This is a genomic window from Streptomyces sp. NPDC052064 (assembly GCF_055585925.1).
This window is the reverse complement of sequence record NZ_JBVJJE010000006.1, coordinates 157,563-180,042: the sequence shown is the minus strand read 5'-3', so window position 1 is coordinate 180,042 and position 22,480 is coordinate 157,563. Positions and strand designations below refer to the sequence as shown.

The window sequence follows — 22,480 nt, the reverse complement described above, 5'->3', positions numbered from 1 at the left end:
CGTACGACCGTCGAGGTCCGGCAGACGTTCACCTATGCCGAACCGGGCACGTACTTCCCGCTGGTGAGGGCCACCTCGCCACGACAGGGCGACACCAAGACGCTGTTCGCTCAGGTGGCGAACCTCGGCGGGGTACGCGTCGTGGTCCGCCAGCAGGCCACTGCCGACACAACGCTGCCCCGGCGTGACGAGCCGGGGCAGCGTTCCTGTGTGCTCCCGGGCCCGGCGCTGGAGCGAGCTCTCGGCACCGAGCAACTGAGGGGTGAGCCGACGCGCTCCCGCCGCCGCACGTTGAAGGGCACGCTTGGGCATGGCTTGTCGGGTCGTGTCCGAGCCGGGACCGGATCTTCGGCCCCGAAGATCCGGCGTCCTCAACCAGAGTTGTGAACTCGCCCGCCTCCGGCCGGAACTGTTCGACAAGGCCTTTCGGGAAACGACTCGTCCTGTGCCCCTCATGTACCTGATGTGGCTTCAGTTGAGTCAGCATCATCGCCCGCACATGCCGAGACGACTGTCGATCAGGCGCCTGTTCGGAGGCTTACAACAGCCTGGTTCGTGCGAAAGTGCAGGCCGGTAGCCTTCCTGTCGGAGTGAAGCGATGTTCCTCAGGGACTGTAGGACGTTCGGCCCTGTCTCACATTCGGTGGTGACGGAGCGTGCCGGTTGTAAAGTGAAGACTGCCCTTGACCTGCAAAAAGCCGGCAGGGAGCCGTCTTCCAGGAGGCGATCGGGCTATGGGCGGCCTGCTTCGATCCAGCGGTATGGGAGCGGTGGTCTCCCCTGTACCCGGGGAGCCATGAGCTTCGGCCCACGCGGCGGTGCAGGGCTCCAATACGTGAACAGCCGGTTTTCCGCAACACTCCTCCGGAGTGTCAGTGGCGGTCCGTACCCTCGACGGCATGGAGGGGAACGAGCAGAAAGTCCCACACGGGGAGGAAGCCGACGCCGAGGCCTGGCAGCGGCTGAGCGCGTACGCGTACCTCAGCGCTCCCGAGCGCCTGGAGTACGTCGCGGTGATGCGGGTGTTCTGCGGCACGCTGCTCGCCGACCTGTCCGTATCCGACCTCCTCGCCAAGCTGGCCGAGAAGGATGTCCCGGGTGCGTCGCTGGACGCGGAAACGCTCACCCGCAGGCTCGAAGAGCTCGTACGTTGGGGCAATCTGCTGCGCAGCACGCACACCGTCAAAGCGACCAGCATCACCGAGTACCAGCGCTCACGGTCCCGCTACCAGCTGTCGAAGCTGGGGGAGCGCGTGCAGCGGAGCGCGGACGAGGTACTGGCCGGGGCGGACGCGGCACGCGAGGTGAGCAGCGAACTGCTGGTCCTCGTCGACCGCGGACTGCGTGAGATCGCCGCCATGGCCGCGGCGCCGGGTGGTGCCGATCCGCAACAGGCGCTGGAGCGGATCAGCACGCTCTTCGTGCAGTTCGCCGAATTCGCCGAGTCCGTCCGGGACTTCTACGCCTACCTGGGCCAGGTACTGGCGCGCTACGATCTCGACTCGGCCGAGTACCAGGGGTTCAAGGAACTGCTGCTCGACTACGTGGAGGCCATTACCGAGGACGTCTCCTTCCGGGCCCCGCGCATCGCGGCTCACCTGGACGCCGTCCGGCCTCACCTGCCCGGCCTGCTCGCCCGGATCGACGCACACGCGGCGGGCATGGGAGCACTCGCCGACGGGCTGACCGAGACGCGGGTGCAGCGCAGCCGCGGACGGGACATCGCGGACTGGGAGGGGCTGCGAGAGTGGTTCACCGACACCGGAGGCCATTCCAGCCAGGTGGATCAGCTTCGGGACGCCACCCTGCGGGCCCTGCAGTCGCTGCTCGCCAACGCCAAGCGGATGCTGCGTTCGGCGTCCGGTGAGATGTCCCGTCGCAAGGACCTGCTGCGGCTCGCGGCCTGGTTCGACGCGGCGGAGCCGGAAGAGGCCCACGACCTGGCGGTCGCCGCCTTCGGGCTCTACGGCGCACGTCACTTGGGGGTGGCACCGGACCCCGACCGGTCCGTGCCGGCGTATGTGAGCTGGTGGACAGGACCCGTGGTGGATGTGCCGGTGGCGCTGCGCGAGCGCGGCAGCAGGGCCCCGCGCGGACGGGCCGCGGCCGCCGAGGATCACTCCGAGCAGAAGCGCCACCTCATGGAGCAGGCGCGGCAGCAGGCCGAGGCCCGGCAGGTGGCCGCCGACGAACTGCGCAGCGCATCGGGCAGGTTCGAACAGGTGCGCCTCAGCGCCCCGGCCATGCGACTGCTCCTGGAGCTCCTGACGACCGCCCTCGGCAATGCCCGGCTGAGCAAGGACACCCGCGACTTCCTGCTCGACGGCGCGCAGGCGGACGACGTGGACCTCGACATCCGGCTGACCGCCTGGCGCACCCCCGGCCGGTCCACCGTCCTGCGGTCGGTGGACGGCGACCTGACGGCGGACGATCTCTCGCTGGCCGTCGAGAGCCTTACCGTCGGGAGCGCATCCGCAGCGGCGATGGGGGAGGCGAGCGCCTGATGCCCCTGCCCTCCGCGCACGATGTCGCCCTCGCGGCCGAGCGCCGCACCGCCGCCCGGCTCCTGCTGGCCCACCCCCTGGTCACCAGCAGCGGACCGCACAGCGACACCTTTCCACTGATCCGGCGCCACGCCGACTGGCTGGCACAGCGTTTCCAGCAGGTGTTCGGGTACCGCCTGCTGGTGGAGGCCTCGTACGCCCGGCTGTTCAAGGCGGGCCTCGGCCCGGGCTCGGGCCACCGTCTGGAACGACCCTCGACCGGAACGCCGTTCAGTCCGCGGACGTACGCCTATCTGGCCCTCGCGCTGTCGGTCCTCGTCACCGCACCCGAACAGCTCCTGCTTTCCCAACTCGTCGCCGACCTGAGGGCCGCGGCCGTCGACGCCGGCATCGAGATCGCCGACACCGGGCGGCAGGCCGAGCGGAGGACCCTCGCGGCCGCCCTGCGGCAACTCGTCGACTGGGGCGTCCTGGTCGAGACCGAGGGTCATGTCGGGGCCGTCGCCGAGGAGCGGGCGGGTGAGGCGTTGCTGACCGTGGACCGCGAGATCGCGCGAGTCGTGGTCGCCGGCCCGCTCGCTCAGAGCCGCGACGGCGCGGACCTCGTGCGCCGCGCCGCCGACCCCGGTTTCGGGGGGCCACGTACATACGTGCGCAGACGTCTCGTCGAAACCCCGGTCGTCCACCTCGACGACCTCACGGACGCCGAGCGCGAATGGCTGCGTACCCGGCAGCGACGTGAGGCGCAGGCGTTCTCCGAACTGCTCGGCCTGGAAGCCGAGATCCGCGCCGAGGGCATCGCCCTGGTCGACACCGAGGACGAACTCACCGACCTGCACCTGCCGGGCACGGGCACGGTGGCTCAAGCCGCGCTGCTCCTCGTGGAGCGGCTGGTCGCCCGACTGCGTCCCGAAGACCCGGGCCACCCGGCGATCGGCGGACGACTGGTCATCGGCGTACCCGTCCCGGACGGGCTGCTCCCCGACCTGCTCGACGAACTGATCGAGGAGTACGGCAGGCGCGCCAACTGGCAGCGCGGCCACCTGGAGGACCGGGACGGATTCCTCGCGGCCGTACTCGACCTCCTCGGCCGGATGCGTCTGATGGCTCCCGCCGGGCCCGTGCGCGCGGACGGCCACGGCCTGCCCGAGGGATACGAACAGACGGTGGCCGACGGGCGCTCCGTCACCGATGTCTCTCAGGCGCGGGGCCAGGACCGTCCGGACGGCGGCTGGATTCTGCTTGCCGCAGCTGCCCGGTACGCCACCACGGTGGCGGTCAGGCCCCGTACCGACCGGTCCCCAGCGGACGATGTCTCCGAGGAGCCGCCCCGATGAACCGCCCGCCGACCCTGCACCGCTACCGACTGCACCGCGCGGGCATCCGGAACGTCTGGCAGTACGACGAGCAGGAGTTCGCCTTCGGCGAGGGCCGCCTGCTGCTGCGCGGCAAGAACGGCGCCGGCAAGTCCAAGGCCCTGGAGATGCTGCTGCCCTACCTTCTCGACGGCGACGCCCGTGCGCTGGACGCCACGGGAACCGGACGCACCACGCTGGCCTGGCTGATGCTCGACGGTTTCGAGCAGACCAACCGGCTGGGCTATCTGTGGCTGGAGTTCGTGCGGACGGACGAGCATGGGAACGACCACCACCTGACCATCGGCGCGGCCATCCGCGGGTCCCAGTCGACCAAGACGGCGAAGCCGTTCTTCTTCACCACCCGACTGCGAATCGGTGAGGACCTCGACCTTGCCCCCGCCGGGCGCCTCCTTCCCATCGACCAGCTCAAGTCGCTCGTCGGCTCGGAGAACGTCACCGACCGCGCCGTCGAGCATCGGGCCAGGGTGGCCCGCGAACTGTTCGGCCTCACCGACCCGGCGCGCTACCGCAACCTGCTCCACCTACTGCACCGTCTGCGCCGTCCCACCATCGGCGACCGCATCGACTCCGGCGGACTGGTCTCGGTTCTCGCCGAAACCCTGCCCGCCCTCGACGACGAGGTCGTGGAGAAGGTGGCCCGCAATCTGGACGACCTGGACTCCGTGCGGGCCTACCTCGGACGTCTCGAACGCACCGACCAGGCGCTGCGCACCTTCCTCACCAACTACCGCGGCTACCTGCACGGCGCGCTGCGCAGCCGCACGGACCAGGTGACCGGTGAGCTGGAGCAACTGACGGAGCACCGCAGGTCCGCGGGTGACGCGGCGCGCAGGGCGGAGGGGCTCCGCGAGCGCGAGCAGGAACTCGACGCCCGCATCGAAACCCTCACGAGCGAGTCGAGTGCCGCCGAGACGGACCTGGCCGCCCTGCACGCCAGCACCGGATACCGCAGCCTGCGGGAACTCGGGGAGAAACGCACCACGGTCACCGCCCTGCACAGCGCGGCTGCCACCGCCTTCAAGGCCGTCCGCCAGGCGCACAGCAACCAGGAGGAGGCGGGGCGGCGTCTCACCGCCGAGGCCCGACGACTCGGTGAAGAACTGGTCGAACTGAGCGCCGCACACGGCGAGTTGGTGCGGGAAGCCGAGCGGTCCGGGATCGACCCCGTGCACCTGGGGGAGCCCGTGGCGACGCCCGTCGCACCGGTCACGCCCGCCACCACAGCCGAACTGATCGCACCCGAAGACGACTTCCACCTGGTACGACATAGCGAGGTGCTGGCGGTCGACACCGAGACCTGCACGACCGCGCTGCAGGCCTGGGACGCCCGACTCGACGTCGCACAGCCGGTGATCAGGAACCGCGTCAGGTTCGTCACGGAACTGGGCGCTCTCATCGAGCGGTCGAGTGAGGCTCAGAGGCAGGCGGACGAGGCCGACGCCGCCCGTGAACGTCTGGAGGAACAGGCGGACCATGCGCGGTCCCGGGCCGACGGTCGCCGACAGGAAACCGCGCGTGAGTCGGAGGCGTACGCCATCGAGGCCAGAGACTGGAGCGAGCGACTGCGGACTTCCACCGGGGTGTCCCTGGACATCGTGTACGCCCTTGTCGCGCAGGACCCGGCCGACGGTCCGCTGCCCGCGCAGACCCCCGACGAGGTGGCCGAAGCAGCCCGCTCGGCCGTCGACCCGTGGTTGGCGGAACTGGGCGCGGAGCGCGACGATCTCTCCCTGACCGTCCGCGAACTGGAGGCAGAACAGGACCGCCTCCGGCGCCGGCGCGAGGAATGGGATCGCCGCACCGACCCCGAGCCTCCGCCCCCGCCCCACCGGACGGCTCCCCGCACACCGGGCACCGGAGCGCCCCTGTACCGGCTGGTGGACTTCGCCCACGACCTGGAGCCGGACGCGCGGGCAGGCCTGGAGGCCGCGCTGGAAGCGAGCGGCCTGCTCGACGCCTGGGTGTGTGCGGACGGTGCGGTCCTCGACCCGACCACCCATGACACCCTCCTGGTCCCGGGAGCACCTGTGACCGGGCTGACGCTCGCTCGGGTGTTGCGGGCGGTTGCCGCCCCCGACAGTGGAGTCACGGCGGAGCGAATCGAGCGCGTGCTCGGGGCGGTGGCTCTGGCCGGGGCCGGGGTCCACGCCGGCGATGCCGGCCCGGTGGACGAGGCGACAGAGTCGAGGCCGCACAATGTGATCGGTACCGATGGCTCCTGGAGGCTCGGCATCGCCCACGGCCGCCACGCCAAGGAGGCCGCCGAGTACGTCGGCGCGGAGGTGCGTGCGGAGACACGCCGCCGGGCGCTGGCGGAACTCGACCGCGGACTGGCCGAACTCGAAGGCGAGTTGACGGAACGCCGACATGGCCTGCGGAACCTCACCGAGCACCGCGACCGGATCGGCGACACCCTGCGCCGTCCGCCCTCGGCACGTGGGCTGACGGACGCGTGGGCTCGTACGACCGAGGCTGAGCGCACCGCAGAATCCCTCGCCTCGCAGGCGTCCGCGGCCGCCCGCGAAGCGGAGCAGGCACGTGCCCGCGCGGTCGCCGCCCGGCGCGAGACGGAGGCGACGGCGAGTGCCCAGGACCTCCCGGCGGACCCGGCCGCACTGGAAACGGTCCGTCTGGCTCTGGACCGCCTCGGGCAGGGTACGCAGCGGCTTCGTCGGCGCATGCGCGCGGTCCTGTCCGCGGCCGAGGGCCACCGGGGCGGCCGGACGGACTACGAGCGTGCCGAAGCTGCCCGCCAGGAGGCCGAGTCGGACTACGCCGAGCCGCTCGGACGCCTGGAGACCGCCCGCCGAACCGTCCAGGCCATGGAAGAGGCCCTCGGAGCCACGGAGCAGGAGATCCTCGCCCGGGAGGCCGCGGCGACGCGCCGTCTGGAGGCCGTGGGACGCCAACTCCCGCACACGCGAAAGGACCTGACCCAGGTACACGACCTGCGCGTACGGGCGGAAGAGGACGAGAGGGTGCAGCGCGAGACACTCGCCGGCCAGGAAGCCGAGGTGCTGGCCTGCGGCAGGAGACTGCGTACGGCCCTCTCACTGCCGGGCGTGCTGAGAGGAGCGGGTCTCGACCCCGACGCGGACGACGGCGCCCTGAAGTCCCCGGACCCCGTCCACCACGATGTGCGGGAACGCATCGCAGCGCTGCGTCTGCTGGGAGACGCCGTGCGTCGCGGCCTGGACGCCGAACGCCGTGACATCTCGGACACCACCCTCCTCAACCGCCACACCGACCTGCGCGACCAGCTCTCCGGCGGCTACGACGCGACGATCGAGGAACACGACGGCATCAAGCTGTGCCGGCTCGTCGACGACCACGGCCCGCACGACATCGCCGTGGTCGGCGAGCGCATCGCGGCCGAGGCCGCTGAGGCTCGTGACCGTCTGACGGAGCGCGAACGCGAGGTCTTCCAGCGCTTCCTGACGGGAGAACTGGGTGACCACCTGTCCTCGCAGGTGCTGGCCGCAGGCGCCCTGGTCGCCGCCCTCAACAGCACCCTCGCCACGGTTCGTACCTCACACGGCCTGGGCGTCACCCTCGACTGGAAGCTGGCGGACGGTGTCGAAGCCGACGTCAAGGCGGCCGTCGACCTCCTGCGCAGCCCCTCCGGGCTGCGCACCCGTGAGCAGTCCGAGCAACTCCGCGACGTCCTCCAGCGCCGTATCGAGGACGCCCGCCGCGCCGACCCGGCCGCCGGCTATGCCGCCCACCTGCGCACCGCCCTGGACTACCGCGGCTGGTTCGCCTTCACCCCCTGGGTGGTGAACGACGCGGCACCGGGCAGCCGCCGTAAACTCTCCGGCCGCACCGGTCTGAGCCAAGGCGAACAGCGGGTCCTCTCCTACCTGGTCCTCTTCGCCGCGGCGGCAGCCCACTTCACCAGCCTCGCCGACACCGCCCCGCACACGCCCCGCCTGATCCTCCTCGACGACGCGTTCGCCAAGGTGGACGAGCCCACGCACGCCCGCCTCGGCCGCATTCTGGTCGACCTCGACCTCGACTTCGTCCTCACCAGCGAGCGACTGATCGGCAACTGGCCCGACGTACCGTCCCTCCACATCTACGAGTGCCTGCGGGACCCGCATGTACGGGGCGTGGCCACGCTCCACTACACGTGGAACGGGCGACAGCGGAGGCTGATGCCGGTATGACAGGACGCGAACGAGCCGACGCACACCCTCCGGACGCCGAAGCCCTCGCGTTCCTCACCCGGCCGGGCCTCACCCGCCTCTGGACCGCCGCACGCACCCGCCTGGAGCGCAACGGCCTCCAACCGGCCGGAACCATCAGACTCCAGTACCTGGACGCACAGGAACGCGAGGCATTGTCCCTGCTCCTGGCCCGACCGATCACCGGCCCCACCACCACGATCCGCCTGCCGGACCTGGACACCCGCCTGCGCACCAGCGCGGTCGGACGGGGCCTGGCCTCCACACTGGAGGAACTGGGGCCGTCCCTGACCGACCGCCGGGCGGTCCGCGACGCGGCGGCGGCCGAACGAGCCCGCGTGTGGTCAGCGGCTCAGACGGAGGTGGAAGTCACGTCACTGTCGGCCCAGCCTTGGACAGCACAGTGGCTGGAGGAGATACGACGCGGCGGCACACTCGCCCGCCAGGACCCGAACACCGCGGCCACCGTCATCACCCATGCCGTCCAGACCCTGGCGATGCTCTTCCCCGGCACGGCCCCACGCTCCACCCCGGCCACCTGGGGCCGCGGCGAACTGGCCACCCGCGCCACCGGCTCGGCCCACGGCCTGGACGACGGCACGCTGCTGTCCCGGCTGGTCCTCCGCGGCATCGCGCTGGCGCACGGTGTCGAGCTCCCCGCAGATGCGCCCGCGCGCCGGGCCCTGTGGCGCACGGCCTCGGTCACCCCGGACGAGGTGTCCAGCACGGTGCTCACGTACGGCCTGTGCCCCACCGGCGGCACTTGGCGGGAGGCGGCCCTGCGCGAGCGTGCCGACCACCACATGGAAACTCACGTGACCCTGCGCGAGCTACGCACACTGAGGCTGGAGATGCCGCCTGGCACCCTCGTCCACGTCTGCGAGAACCCACGCGTGGTCGAGGCCGCGGCCGACGCCGACCGCACGGCGCCCCTCGTCTGCACCTCGGGAAGCGCGACGACGGTCGTTCTCTCACTCCTGGACGCGCTGGCGTCGGCCGGCTGCGCCTTCGCCTACCACGGTGACTTCGACTGGCCCGGCATCGCCCTGGCCAACCGGGTCATGCAGCGGTACGCGGCAGAGCCGTGGCGCATGCGCGCGGCCGACTACGAGTACCTCGCGACCCGCGCACAGGTGAACGGCACACCGTCGATCGCCCTCACCGGACCGTCGGTCGAGGCGGTGTGGGACACGGAACTGGCGCCCACCATGGACGCCCTGGGCATCGCCCTGCACGAGGAGTCGGCGCTCGATCTGCTGCTGGAGGACCTCGGGTGAAGGGTTCGGCCGCACGGCGGCTTGGCGCGGCGGTGCTCACCTACGACCTGCGCCCAACCGGCGACACCCGGCGCGAGGCGGCCGTGCAGGGTGAGCCCACCATCACGTGGAACCCCCCTGATCTTGCGAACTGCGCGGCCTGCATCTGGACGTACCACCTCGCACCCGGGTCCACGTCTGCGAGAACCCCGTGTGACCGAGGCTGCCTTCGATTTCGGCGAGCAACAGGGCGCCCCTGAGCTGTGCCTGGGGTTGCGTGTCGACGGTCGGCCTACCTCTTCTGTACACGGTGACGACGGCCCACTGCAGGTACGCCTCCGACGGCGATTTCGACTGGTCTGGCATCGCACCGGCCACAAGCCGATGGTGTAGCGGTACCACGCCAAATGCGCCCCCCAACAAAGCTGTCAGTCCTGCCAGGTACCCTCGACTCATCGTCAACGCGGCCCGACGGGCTTCCGCTCCGCCCCAGCGGAGTTCCAAAGGACATGCCCCCACCCGCACGAGTCTCTTCGTGCTGCCCGGGGGAAGTCCTTGCTGTTCCGCGCGTCCGCGAAAACGGTCGCCGTCATGGCGCTCGACGGTTCGCTGTTCCTGCACCTCACCGACAATTTCGTCCACATGCACGGCTACCGGCCCGGCCCCTCGGAGGTGCGCTCCTGGGAGCGCAGCATCCCCGTCCTCGCCACCGCGCTCAACGACGCGGGCCTGGGCGACGTGGAGGTCATGCTGGAGTACGCGCTACCGCTCAACAGCAAACGCGCCGACGTCGTTCTCGCCGGAGTCCACCCGGCCACGGGGGAGCCGTCGTACGTCGTGGTGGAACTCAAGCAGTGGAGCCAGGCCCTTCCCCACGAGGACGACACCACCCTCTGCCATGTCGACGCCTACGCCCACCCGGTCCTCAACCCGATCGAGCAGGTGCGCCGCTACTGCGAGTACCTCGTCAACTTCAACGGGGCGCTGGCCGAACACGGCCACCGGGTCAGCGGGGTGGCGTTCCTGCACAACGCCACCGAGTTCGGTGTGACCGGGCTGAGGGAGATCGAGCGCGACGGGCACGGTCTGCTCTTCACCGGAGAGCGCCGAGGCGCCTTCCTCGATCACCTCCGTACCAGGCTGAGCGACAAGCACCCGGGGTCAGGGGCGGCGGACGAACTGTGCGCAGGCGTCACCGTACCGTCGAAGCAGTTGATGTCCGTGGCCGCCGAAGAAGTGCGGGAGCGCACGCAGTTCGTGCTCCTCGACGAGCAGCAGGTCGCGTACCGGATGGTGCTCAACGCGGTGCAGAAGGCGAAGAACGCCGACCGCAAGGAAGTCGTCATCGTCACGGGAGGCCCCGGCACCGGAAAGAGCGTGATCGCCCTCCAACTGCTCGGGGAGCTGTACCGACGCGGCGTACCCGCGCTGCACGCCACCGGCTCCCAGTCCTTCACCAAGACGATGCGCAAGATCGCCGGGGCCCGCAAGCGTGAAGTCCAGGACCTGTTCAAGTACTTCAACAGTTTCATGACCGCCGAGAAGAACATTCTGGGCGCCCTGATCTGCGACGAGGCCCACCGCATCCGGGAGACCTCTGCCAACCGCTACACCCGCGCCGAGCACCGGACCGGCAGGGCCCAGATAGATGAACTACTCGATGTGGCCTACGTGCCCGTCTTCTTCCTCGACGAGCACCAGGTCGTACGCCCCGGCGAGATGGGCACCGTCGCCGACATCAAGGAGGCGGCGGCGAAGCGCGACATCCCGTGCCACGTCGTACCCCTGGACAGCCAGTTCCGCTGCGGCGGCAGCGACGCCTACCTGCGCTGGGTGGTCCGACTCCTCGGACTGGAGCCCGGCGGACCGGTCACCTGGGAGCCCGACGGCCGCATGCAGCTCCTGGTTGCCGAGAGCCCTCAGGAGATGGAGGCGTTCCTGGAGGCCCGGCGAGCCCAGGGCTACGGCGCCCGCATGTCCGCCGGCTACTGCTGGCGCTGGTCCCCGGAGCCCAGGCCCGGCGAGCCGCTGCCGCCCGACGTCGTCATCGGCGACTGGGCCCGCCCCTGGAACCTGCGCGGCGACCGCTCCGTCTCCGGCGCGCCTCCGGCCGCCCTGTGGGCCACCGACCCGGCCGGCTTCGGCCAGGTCGGCTGCGTCTACACAGCCCAAGGCTTCGAGTACGACTGGTCCGGCGTCATCATCGGCCCCGACCTGCTCTGGCGCGGTGACCGCTGGATCACCGACCGCACGGCGTCCAAGGACCCGGTCTTCAAGAGGTCCACCCCGGACGACGACGTCGACCGTCTGATTCGCAATACCTACAAAGTGCTGCTGACGCGCGGCATGGTCGGCACGGTCGTATATGCGACGGACCCGGAGACGCGGGAGAAGCTGCGGGAACTGGCGGGTGGGGTGGCGGCACGGGCCGCCGTGCCGGCCTGACGGACGGGCGGCGCTCGTGCGCCACGGAGTCGTCGCAAGCCCAGCTGGACGGACCCTGCTGGGCTTGGCACGGGAAGTGGCCGACCGGCGCATCCGGCAGCGTTGGCCAAGTCGGCACTCGCGAGGAGTCAGGTCGCGAATGCCGAGCGGCGCCCTCGTACCTGAGCCGCTATTTCCTCGTCAGCATGTTCAGTTCACACAGAGTTCGGTGGTACTGCAGGTATGCCTCGTCGATCTGATGGTCGGCGTGTCGGCGAAGGCTCCCCACGGAGTCGCCCCCATGTGTCCGCTTCACGATGCCGTCCACGTCAATGTAGATCTCGAGACCATCGAAGAGCACGTGGTGGTTGGGACAGAGGCAGAGCAGGTTCGGCAGTTCGTCCGGACCGTCATGCGGGGCCCCCAGTCCACGGATGTGGGCAGCCTCACTGTAGGGCCTGCGCTTGTACTGCAGGCGGGTCTCACAGACCTGGCAAGCATGGCCGTGCAATTCCTTGACCTGGGTGGCGATTGCGGCATTACGCACCAGCCGGGAGGAGGTGGACTCCCGGCGCGCCGTCGGGCCAGTGGCCCCCTCCGCGTCGGCTGCTTCTCGGCCGCCATCGCTCTCGTCTCCGTCGAGCAGACCATCGGCGGTCGTATACCCGGCGAGACCGACACGACTGAGCAACTCGCGCTGGTCGACGCCATCAAGGTAGGTGCTGCACAGCTTGACCACGGCTTTCAGGCGAGTAAGAGGGGTCCGTAGCAGTTCAGCGCTCGCGTGAGTGAGGCCTGCGACGGGTTGGGTCGCGGCGAGAACTCCTTCCTGCGGAATGGGGTCGGCATCGGGTCCTGTCCCGTGCACCTCCCACAGGCCACTGCCCTGCAAGTGCCAGAAGGGACACTCCGGGGTGACCTCGGAACCGGGCAGTTCGAATTCACTGAGGAGAGGGCTGATCTCCGCACGGAAGGTGGACCACGGCGCCAGGCGCGGCTTTCCCGCAGCGACGCGGGAGATCGCCCACAGAAGAGCCAACGGTTGATGGCGGCTGTGACCGTCGTTCCTCGAGCCACGATGAGTGTCGAGAGAGCCGATCCGATCCAGCAAGTCTGTTGCGGTCGGCTGAGGATAGGGGGCTGCAAGTGGTGTCGAAGGTTGCGGACCGGCCAGATGGCTTTTCTCCGGCAGGAGGTGGCCGACGTGGCGGTAGTCCTCGGCCGGCCGCAGGGTGAGGCTTCGCAGAGGTGCTCGAACGTTAAGGCGACGCAGTATGGGCGCGGCGAGAACAGGGGTGGAGAACTCCTCGACTTCTCCCAGGGCCATGATGTGTTCCCAGGTGGCGTTCGCCTCGTCGGTTCCCCAGACTTCCCGCGCCACGGGCGGGCTGTTGAACAGATGGAGGATGCGGGCGCGAGCGAAGAAGTGGTTCTCCGCATAGAAGAGCACGTCGTCGCCGACTCGACGGTCCCGTAGAGCGCGCACTTTCTCGTTGTTGACTTGTGTGGTGGGGGTGGACCCCCACAGTCGAGCGATCCCGTCCGGGTACAGAGCCGTCAGCGCATCCGCCTGTTCGCCGAGCGCGTCCCTGATGTCGGCGATCCGTATGCCCTGCCGTACTGACTTTGCGAAGTTCTGGGGGCCGCGATCCCGGGAACTGCCGCGGGGCTGGAGAACTATCTGCGGCACCACTTGCTGTGGTCCGTCCGTGGCGGCGTTCCCGTCCGTCACCGTGAAACCAAGCACACGCAGACGATGTGCCACTGTGCGCGCACCGCCACTGAATCCATCGGCCGACAGCAGGTCGCCGGTTGAGTAGAGGTGCGCTACCCCGGCGATGGCCTTCGAGTCATAGCAGTGTCCGTCCAGGACCAGCTCATATGTCGTCGCTCGCCCGAAGCCGTACCGGCGGCGAAACGTTTCGCGCCCCAGGTGCTGACACTCGTCGACCGCAGCCAGTACTCCTGCGCGCGTTATATCCCCAAGTCCCATACGCGGGAGCGTAGTAGGAAGGTATGACAATCTTTAAAGCGCTGGCGGCCCTGCGTCCCCGGAGTCGCCGACCAGTGATGCTCCGCTGAGTCCCCATGCTTCTCGCCGGTGCAGTTCTTTCAGGGGTTCGAGGGCGACGGCTGTGCGGGGGCCGCCGCACACGCTTCCGAGGCTGTGCGCGTGCCGGATTCCGAGAAGAGGGAAGGGTCGCAGTTCGAGGTCTCGCCGTGCGCGTGGGTGGTTTCCTAGGCTATGTCTCGTACTGGGTGATCCGAGATGGCCAGGTCCGCTGATGCGGAACATGCGAGTCCCGCCTCTCGGGCCGAATGTCCTGTACTCCCGTCCTTCACGTACTCTTCCCATGTACCAGGCAACCACTAGGATCTGCGACAGGCTCGCTCTCGGGGAACGGCGGGCCTGAGAGGAACGGAACGAGTGGGGTCAGGCATGCGGCAAGGCCGGTGGGTCACGGTCACCGAGTCCGAGTTCGATCACGAACACCGCGGCCTGGAGGCGATTCGGGAGAAGCTGCCGGACTCCGACCCCTGGCGTGCCTGGTCGAACTTCACGTTCACCGCGAACACCGGGCATGTCCGAGAGGTCGACCTGCTGGTCGTCGCGCCCGGCGGAATGTACATGATCGAGCTGAAGGACTGGCACGGCTCGGTCACGTCCGAGAACGGCACCTGGGTGCAGACCACCCCCGGCGGCCGTCGGCGCACCCACGGCAACCCCCTGCACCTGGTCAACAAGAAGGCCAAGGAGCTGGCGAGCCTGCTCGGCCAGGGCCACGGCGCCCGCCGGGTGTGGGTCGGCGAAGCCGTCTGCTTCACGGACGACGCCCTGCGCGTACGCCTGCCCGCCCACGACCAGAACGGCGTGCACACCGTCGCCGAGCTGGTCGACATGCTCAAGCAGCCCCCGCGCGACGAGCGGCGCCGCATCACCGCGATCGACTCCCGCGAGATCAAGACCGCGCTGGACCGCATCGGCATCCGCCGCAGCGAGGCCCAGTACAAGGTCGGCCCCTACGAGCTGGAGCGCACCCCCTTCGACTCCGGCCAGACCTGGGCCGACTACAAGGCGGCCCACACCGAGCTGCCCGAGCGCGCCCGTGTCCGCGTCTACCTCAGTGAGCGCGGCTCCGAGGCCTCCCTGCGCCAGTCCGTGGAGAACGCCGCCCGCCGCGAGGCGGCCGTCCTGCAGCGCTTCCGGCACCCCGGCGTCGTCTCCTACCGGCAGTACTTCCCGACCGGCCACCCCTCCGGCCCCGCCCTCGTCTTCGACTACGACGACCGCACCATGAAGCTGGACGAGTACCTGGTCCAGTACGGGGAGAAGCTCGACATCCTCGGACGGATGGCCCTGGTACGGCAGCTCGCCGAGACCATGCGCTCCGCGCACGCCCGCCGCATCCACCACCGTGCCCTGGCCGCCCGCTCCATCCACGTCCTGCCCCGCCCCGACGGCGGCCCCGGCAAGGCCGTCGGCGAGGAGGCCGCCTGGCTCAGCCCGCGGCTGAAGATCTCCGACTGGCAGATCGCCACCCAGCGCACCGGGGACTCCTCCCAGGGACAGGGCGCGACCCGGCTCGCGCCGACCGCGCTGTCCGCGATGCACCTCGCCGACGACGAGGACCCCTACCTCGCGCCCGAGCTGACCGCCCTGCGCCCCGACCCCGTCTCCCTCGACGTCTATGGCCTCGGCGTCCTCACCTACCTCCTGGCCACCGGCAAGGCTCCGGCGGCCAGCCAGGCCGAACTGCGCGCCCGGCTGGAGGCGGGCGAGGGCCTGCGTCCCAGCTCGCTGGTGGACGGCCTGTCCGAGGACGTCGACGAGCTGGTGCAGGCGGCCACCGCGTACAACCCGGACCAGCGCCTGCACAGCGTCGACGACTTCCTGGAGATGCTGGAGGTCGTCGAGGACTCCCTCACCGCCCCGGCCGCCGAGACCGCCGCCGAGGCGGTCGGCGCCCCGGAGAAGGACCCGCTGGACGCTGTCCCCGGCGACGTGCTCGCCGGCCGCTGGGAGGTCCGCCGCCGCCTTGGCACCGGCTCCACCAGCCGCGCCTTCCTCGTCCGCGACCTGGAGGCGGAGGCGCGCAGGACGCGTCCGCTGGCCGTGCTGAAGGTCGCCCTGTCCGACAACCGCGGCGACATCCTCATCCGCGAGGCCGACGTGATGGGCCGCCTGCGGCCCCACTCGGGCATCATCCGCCTCGTCGAACCGGAGCCGCTGAGCATCGCGGGCCGTACCGTCCTCGCGCTGGAGTACGTCGGTGACGAGCGCGACGACAGCGTGGACGCGGCGGGTGAGCGGAAGGCCCCGCGCCGCCGCGAGGAGACCGTCGCCCGCCAGCTCCGCGACGACGGCCGGCTCCCGGTCGACCAGCTGGAGGCGTACGGCGACTACCTCTTCGGCGCCGTCGACTTCCTGGAGGGCGAGGGCGTCTGGCACCGCGACATCAAGCCGGACAACATCGCCATCCGCATCCGCCCCAACCGCACCCGCGAACTGGTCCTGATCGACTTCTCGCTCGCCGGCTACCCCGCCAAGAGCACCGACGCGGGCACCGAGGGCTACCTCGACCCGTTCGTCGACGTCATCACCCGCGGCTCCTACGACTCCCACGCCGAGCGGTACGCCGTGGCCGTCACCCTGCACCAGATGGCCAGCCGCGAGCTGCCCAAGTGGGGCGACGGCAGCGTGCTGCCCCGGATGACGGACGCGAAGGAGTGGCCGTACCCGACGATCGCCGCCGAGGCGTTCGACCCGGCGGTACGGGACGGGCTCGTCGCCTTCTTCCGGAAGGCACTGCACCGCGACGCGAGCAAGCGGTTCCCCGAGCTGAAGCCCATGCGGGACGCCTGGCGCAAGATCTTCCTCGACGCCTCGCAGACCGTCCCCTCCAGCCACCGCACGCGCCACACGGCGACGTCCTCCGAGGCCGGAGCCGACGGCGAGGCCGTGCAGCGCGGCGTCATCGCGGACGCCGAGCCGGAGACCGCCGAGCAGCAGCGCGACCGCCTCGCCGCAGAGGTCGCCCTCGACACCCCGCTGAGCGTCTCCGGCCTCACGGGCGCCGCCCAGTCCTTCCTCTACGGCCTCGGCATCACCACGGTCGGCGGTCTCCTGGACTACAGCCGCCGCAAGCTCGTCAACGCCCCCGGCCTGGGCGCCAAGACCCGCAACGAGGTGCAGAAGCGCCAGCGGGAGTGGGGCGAGAAGCTGCGCGAGACGCCCGCCTCGCCGCTCACACCGGAGGGCCGGGCGGAGGCCAAGGAGGAGCTGGACCAGCTCACCGCAGCCGAGTCCGCCCTCGCGGACACCCTGGCGACGAGCGACGCGGCCGTCGGTCTGTCGGCGCGCGCCCTGCGCTCGATCAGCCTCGACGCCCTGGCCACGATCTTCGTCCCGGTCGTCAACAACAACGGCTCCAACCGCAACAAGGCCGAGATGGTCCGGCTGCTGCTGCGCCTGCCCGACGAGCACGGACTGCTGCCGGAGATCGGCGTCTGGCCCAAGCAGAAGGACGTCGCCGCGGCACTGAACCTGAGCGCGGGCCGCATTCCGCAGATGCTCAAGGAGGAGCGCAAGCGCTGGAAGGCAGACCGGGCGGTCCAGGCCCTGCGCTCCGAGATCCTCGAACTGCTCGCGGGCATGGGCCGGGTCGCGTCCGCTGTCGAGATCGCGGACGCCCTCGCCGTCCGGCGCGGCAGCCAGCTCGCGGGGCGCGAGCAGCGCCGGGCGCTGGCGCTGGCCGCGGTACGGGCCGTCGTCGAGGTCGAGCAACTCGTGCCGGACGAGGCCGAGTTCCAGCACCAGCCCAACCGCAAGGCGACGGAGGAGTCGCTGGGCGCCGGCCTGCTGGCCCTTGACGTCCGAGAGGACGACGCCCCGGACACCCCGACCGCCCCGGGCCTCTTGGACTACGCGAGTCGTCTCGGCCGTACGGCGGACCGGCTGGCCCGGCTGGACACCCTGCCGACGGCCGCCACCGTTCTGTCGGAGCTGGGCGCGCTGGAGATGCCGCCCGGCACCGTCGACTGGGACGAGCGCCGCATGGTCGAACTGGCCGCCGCGGCCTCGGTGAACGCGGCGGCGACCCCGCGCCTGGAGATCTACCCGCGTGACCTGTCGCTGGTACGGGCACTGCGGCTCACCCAGGCCGGTCTGGTGCGCTGGATCCCGGGCGTCCCGGAGGGCCGCCAACCGGGCCTGACCGGCGAGGACGTGCACGAGCGGCTGCGGGCCCGCTTCCCTGAGCTGACGGTGCCTGACGGTCGCGGCGGGCTGACCCACGACCTGCCGACCGCCGGCCCGCTGACCAAGGCCCTGCGCGAGGCCGGGTTCGAGCTGTCGCTCGGCACGCGGGAGGACACGAAGACGCTGCGCTACCTGCCGACGCGGGTGGACGACGCGTCCAGCTACCTCACGACGGGGGCCTGGCGACAGTCCACGCGCACGGGCGCGGTGACGCGTTACGCCGACGACCCGCTGCTCGCGAGCGCGGTGCGCGCGGAGGAGCGCCTGGTCGCGTCCGCGCGACGGGACGGTTACCGGGTACTGACCGTGAGCCAGCGACTCGTGCGGGACGCCATACGGGAACTGGGCGCCGAACGCCTGGGAGCTGAGGCCGTCTCGGTGACCGAGCTGTTCATCGAGGCCCTGCACGCCCAGGTCACGCCGGGCACCAAACCGACGTGGGAGACGCTGCTCAAGGCGGACGTCGCCAAGCCGGGCTCGACGGGCGCGCTGCGGTTCGCCGACTACGCGCAGACCGCGTGGGGTGCGGTCGCGCCGCGCATCGAGGAACGGCTCGGCGCAGGGAGCGGACCGGTGCTGCTGACGGAGGCCGGGGTGTTCGCCCGGTACGACGCGATGGGCGTCCTGCACCGGCTCGCTTCGGTGGCCCGGCGGGGCGGCCGTGGACTGTGGTTGCTCGTTCCCCAGAGTGACCCGGCGCGCGAGCCCCGGCTCGGGCAGGTGGCTGTGCCTTATCAGGCCGGCCTGGGGGAGTGGATTCAGCTTCCGGACACGTGGGTGGACAACGTCCATCGCGGGTCCGGCAAGGTAGTGGTGCGTAGTGTCGAGGGAGACGCGAAGTGATCGACCGCAAGGCTCTGTTGAACGACCTGAAGCAGCAGGTCAAGGCGGTCGAGACAGACCTCGGCAAGCAGGTGAAGGCGCTGGGTGATGTCGGGGCGCGGTTGCGCGCCGAGTACGACCAGGCGCGCAAGCTGGGGCGTACGGCGGCGACGTGGACCTCGTGGCTGGACGAGCGCGTCACGCAGGTCGCTGTGGCGTGGGTGCTGGGCACGGTGTTCGTCCGCTTCTGCGAGGACAATCGGCTGATCCCGGAGCCGTACCTGACGGGCGCGGACGGGGATCGGCGGGAGCTGGCGGAGGCGCGGTACGACGCGTATGTGGAGGTGGAGGAGGACCCGACCTACCGCGGGTGGCTGGAGAGGGCGTTTGAGGAACTGGGCGCGGGCCAGGCGGGTCGGCTGTTGTTCGACAGGCGGCACAACCCGCTGTACCAGATTCCGCTGTCGCATGATGGTGCGCGGGAGTTGGTGGAGTTTTGGCGGCAGCGTGACGAGGCGGGTGTGCTTGTCCACGACTTCACGGACCCGCTGAACGAGGACGGGACCGAGGGTTGGGACACGCGGTTCTTGGGTGACCTGTACCAGGACTTGAGCGACGCCGCTCGGGAAACGTACGCGCTCCTCCAGACGCCGGAGTTCGTGGAGGAGTTCATTCTCGACCGAACCATGACCCCCGCGGTGCGGGAGTTCGGCTACGAGGGCTTGAACATGATCGACCCTACGTGTGGGTCAGGGCACTTTGTGCTGGGGGCGTTCCGGCGGTTGGTTCGCCTGTGGGCGGAAGGCCAACCGGGGCGGGATGCGCATGAGCGGGTGCGGGAAGCGCTGAAGTCTGTGCATGGGGTGGACGTGAACCCGTTTGCTGTGGCCATCGCTCGGTTTCGGCTGCTGGTTGCGGCCATGGCGGCTGGTGGGGTGCGGACGCTGGCGGAGGCGGCCAAGTATGAGTGGCCGGTCAACCTGGCGGTCGGGGACTCGCTCATCAAGGCGCGGCGCTCCCAACAAGGCAACCTGTTCGGCGGAGTGGACGAGGATCTCGCGGACGAGCTGGCCGACTTCAAATATGCCACGGAGGATTTGAACGAGTACCCGGACATCTTGCGGCCGGGTCGGTATCACGTGGTGGTAGGAAACCCACCCTATATCACGGTGAAGGATAAGAAACTCAACGTTCTTTACCGGGAGCTGTACCCGGCGTGTGCCGGCAAATATGCGCTGTCGGTGCCGTTCGCTCAGCGGTTCTTTGAGCTGTCCAAGCGCGGTGACGCCGAGGGATTCGGCTACGGCAAGGTTGGCCAGATCACCGCGAACTCATTTATGAAGAGAGAGTTCGGAGCCAAGCTCATCGAAGGGTACTTTGGGCACGCTGTAGAACTGACTGAGGTCATCGATACCTCAGGGGCCTACATTCCGGGGCACGGAACGCCAACGGTCATTCTTGTCGGCAGGCAGCGAGGGGGGGAAGCGCGCTCGCCGGTCATCCGGACTGTCCGCAGCGTGCAGGGTGAGCCATCCGCGCCAAAAAACGCCGAAGAGGGTCATGTCTGGCAGGCGATCGTCGAGCAGATCGATAAGCCTGGCTCGGCAAGCCAGTGGGTATCTGTGGACGACTTGGATCGTGAGAGGTACTTTGCTAAGCAACCCTGGGTGCTCGCTGATGGCGGTCAGGAGATGCTGGACCAGATCAACACGGCCCGGCAAGCGGTCCTGAAGCGCGATCTGCACCGGATTGGGTTCTACGGGATCATGGGGTCGGACGACGCCATGAGCGCGGTTCCGCGCACCTTCAAGAGGGTTGCCGCCGAGTCCGAGTACGTCCGGCGGCTCGTCGTAGGTGACGAAGTGCGTGACTTCCAATTTGCGGACGGGGATGACGCCTTCCACCCATATGACAGTCGACGCGAGCTGGTTCGCCCGAATGCCTTCCCCAACCTGGCCAAGTGGCTGTGGCCCTATCGGACCGAACTGGGAAACCGTGCAACTTTTTCGGGCGGGACGTACTTCAGGGACGGCCGGCCTTGGTGGGAGTGGCATCAGCTTCCAAAAGATCAAGGGGCGCACCAGTGGGCCATCTCGTTCGCGTTCGTAGCGACGCACAACCACTTCGTGCTGGATCGAGACGGGAAGATTGCCAAGCAGTCGGCTCCAGTGATCAAGCTGCGAGAGGGTGCGAGCGAGGATGAGCATCTGCGGTTGCTTGGGTTGCTCAATAGCTCCACAGCTGGCTTCTGGCTCAGGCAGGTTAGCCATGACAAGGGGCGCCCTGGCGCGGACATCGCAGGGGCCGATGAACCTTGGGAGCACCGGTTTGAGTTCACCGGAACCAAGCTAGAAGACTTTCCGCTTCCCTCTGATGTCCCCACGACGCTTGCTTCTGCCATGGACCATCTCGCTCAGGAGTTGGTTGCTACTAGCCCATCTGCCATTGCGTCGAACGCTGTCCCTGCATCGGCGGCACTGCGAGAGGGCCGAGAAAAGTGGGAGTCTATCCGTGGCCGGATGATTGCCACTCAGGAGGAACTGGACTGGCAGGTGTACGCACTGTATGGCCTCCTCGATCGGGAGATCGCTGCTTCTGCTGCTGACATCCCCATGATCGCCTCGGCTGAACGTGCCTTCGCCATCGTGCTGGCCCGCAAGCGGGAACGCGGTGAGGTCAAGACCTCGTGGTTCCAGCACCACAACCACAAGTTCACACCTGTTACTGAGATCCCCGCCCACTGGCCCGCTCCCTACCGCGAGGTCGTCCAGAAGCGCATCGATGCCATAGAGTCGAACCGGGCCATTGGCATGGTCGAGCGCCCCGAGTACAAGCGTCGTTGGGCCACCGAAGGTTGGGACGCACTCCAGGAGAAGGCCCTCCGCTCCTGGCTGCTCGACCGCATGGAGAACCGCGACCACTGGTTCGACGAGAACGGTCAGCCGACCATCCTCACCCTCTCTCGCCTCACCGACGCCCTCTCGCGCGACGAGGACTTCGCCTCCGTGGCCAAGCTCTACGCGCCCCGCAAGGACCTCCCCAAGGTCGTCGCAGAGCTGATCACCGACGAGCACGTACCCTTCCTCTCCGCTCTGCGCTACAAGCCCGCCGGGCTGAAGAAGCGCGCCGACTGGGAGGAGGTTTGGGACCTCCAGCGCAAGGAGGACGCCGCGCCCGACGAGCCGGCCAAGCGGAAGATCCGGGACTCCATCCCTGTTCCGCCGAAGTACACCTCGGCCGACTTCCTGCGCGCCTCCTACTGGAAGGCGCGCGGCAAGCTGGACGTGCCCAAGGAGCGGTTCATCTCCTACGGGCAGACCAACGCCGCCACCCCCGAGCTGTACGGCTGGGCCGGCTGGGACCACCGTGAGCAGGCGCAGGCACTGGCCACGTACTTCACCAACACCGCGCTGACCTCCGAGGAGATCACGCCGTTCCTCGCCGGCCTGCTGGAACTGCAGCCGTGGCTGTACCAGTGGCACAACGAGTTCGACCTGCTCTACAGCGGCTCCCCGGCGGACTTCTTCGCCGCTTACCGCCAGCAGTTGCAGGGCGAGCACGGCCTCACCGACGACGACCTGCGCGCCTGGCGCCCCCCGGCCACAACCCGAGGTCGCCGCGCCGCCACGAAGAAGTAGCCCAGGAGGCGGCG

At 69.5% G+C, this 22,480-nt stretch carries 8 protein-coding genes and 1 pseudogene; 8 read left to right on the top strand and 1 reads right to left on the bottom strand.

The annotated features are described in order from the left end of the window. The first annotated feature begins 875 nt into the window (after positions 1-875). The 6 genes and pseudogenes from ACZ6TU_RS17965 to ACZ6TU_RS17940 all read left to right on the top strand — a co-directional run bounded on the left by ACZ6TU_RS17965 (position 876) and on the right by ACZ6TU_RS17940 (position 11,768). Positions 876-2,504 carry a TIGR02677 family protein gene (locus ACZ6TU_RS17965; protein ID WP_467670910.1) on the top strand — a complete coding sequence of 543 codons (1,629 nt, stop codon included), beginning with the start codon at positions 876-878 and terminating at the stop codon, positions 2,502-2,504. Then, positions 2,504-3,841, top strand: coding sequence for a TIGR02678 family protein (locus tag ACZ6TU_RS17960; RefSeq protein ID WP_467670912.1), 1,338 nt, complete (start codon positions 2,504-2,506; stop codon positions 3,839-3,841). The genes ACZ6TU_RS17965 and ACZ6TU_RS17960 overlap by 1 nt, the downstream gene beginning before the upstream one ends. After that, positions 3,838-8,049, top strand: coding sequence for a TIGR02680 family protein (locus ACZ6TU_RS17955; protein ID WP_469549427.1), 4,212 nt, complete (start codon positions 3,838-3,840; stop codon positions 8,047-8,049). Before ACZ6TU_RS17960 ends, ACZ6TU_RS17955 begins: the two co-directional genes overlap by 4 nt. Next, a complete protein-coding gene (locus tag ACZ6TU_RS17950) occupies positions 8,046-9,344 on the top strand; it encodes a TIGR02679 family protein (RefSeq protein WP_469549425.1) in 1,299 nt (432 codons plus the stop codon). Before ACZ6TU_RS17955 ends, ACZ6TU_RS17950 begins: the two co-directional genes overlap by 4 nt. A 202-nt stretch (positions 9,345-9,546) precedes the next feature. Beyond that, positions 9,547-9,684, top strand: a pseudogene (locus ACZ6TU_RS17945) (hypothetical protein); the annotation flags it as partial. Between the two features lie 194 nt (positions 9,685-9,878). Further along, positions 9,879-11,768 carry a DNA/RNA helicase domain-containing protein gene (locus ACZ6TU_RS17940; protein WP_469549422.1) on the top strand — a complete coding sequence of 630 codons (1,890 nt, stop codon included), beginning with the start codon at positions 9,879-9,881 and terminating at the stop codon, positions 11,766-11,768. A 169-nt stretch (positions 11,769-11,937) separates the two neighbouring features. Here ACZ6TU_RS17940 and ACZ6TU_RS17935 read toward each other — a convergent pair whose 3' ends face one another. Beyond that, on the bottom strand, positions 11,938-13,740 hold the full coding sequence (locus tag ACZ6TU_RS17935) for an HNH endonuclease (protein ID WP_467670920.1): 1,803 nt from the start codon (positions 13,738-13,740) through the stop codon (positions 11,938-11,940). 447 nt (positions 13,741-14,187) lie between these two features. Between ACZ6TU_RS17935 and pglW the strand changes: the two genes are divergently transcribed. Then, entirely contained in the window at positions 14,188-18,849 is a 4,662-nt protein-coding gene (gene pglW / locus ACZ6TU_RS17930; protein ID WP_467670922.1) for a BREX system serine/threonine kinase PglW, read from the top strand. Next, the gene (gene pglX, locus ACZ6TU_RS17925; RefSeq protein ID WP_467670924.1) at positions 18,846-22,466 is read left to right on the top strand and encodes a BREX-2 system adenine-specific DNA-methyltransferase PglX; all 3,621 of its coding nucleotides are present in this window, start codon (positions 18,846-18,848) and stop codon (positions 22,464-22,466) included. The genes pglW and pglX overlap by 4 nt, the downstream gene beginning before the upstream one ends. The last annotated feature ends 14 nt before the right edge of the window (positions 22,467-22,480 follow it).

What these genes read in the sequence shown, in the direction of transcription:
- ACZ6TU_RS17950 (WP_469549425.1), top strand. Translation starts at nt 8,046, where the DNA reads ATGACAGGACGCGAACGAGCCGACGCACACCCTCCGGACGCCGAAGCC.
- ACZ6TU_RS17935 (WP_467670920.1), bottom strand. Translation starts at nt 13,740, where the DNA reads ATGGGACTTGGGGATATAACGCGCGCAGGAGTACTGGCTGCGGTCGAC.
- ACZ6TU_RS17955 (WP_469549427.1), top strand. Translation starts at nt 3,838, where the DNA reads ATGAACCGCCCGCCGACCCTGCACCGCTACCGACTGCACCGCGCGGGC.
- pglW (WP_467670922.1), top strand. Translation starts at nt 14,188, where the DNA reads ATGCGGCAAGGCCGGTGGGTCACGGTCACCGAGTCCGAGTTCGATCAC.
- ACZ6TU_RS17960 (WP_467670912.1), top strand. Translation starts at nt 2,504, where the DNA reads ATGCCCCTGCCCTCCGCGCACGATGTCGCCCTCGCGGCCGAGCGCCGC.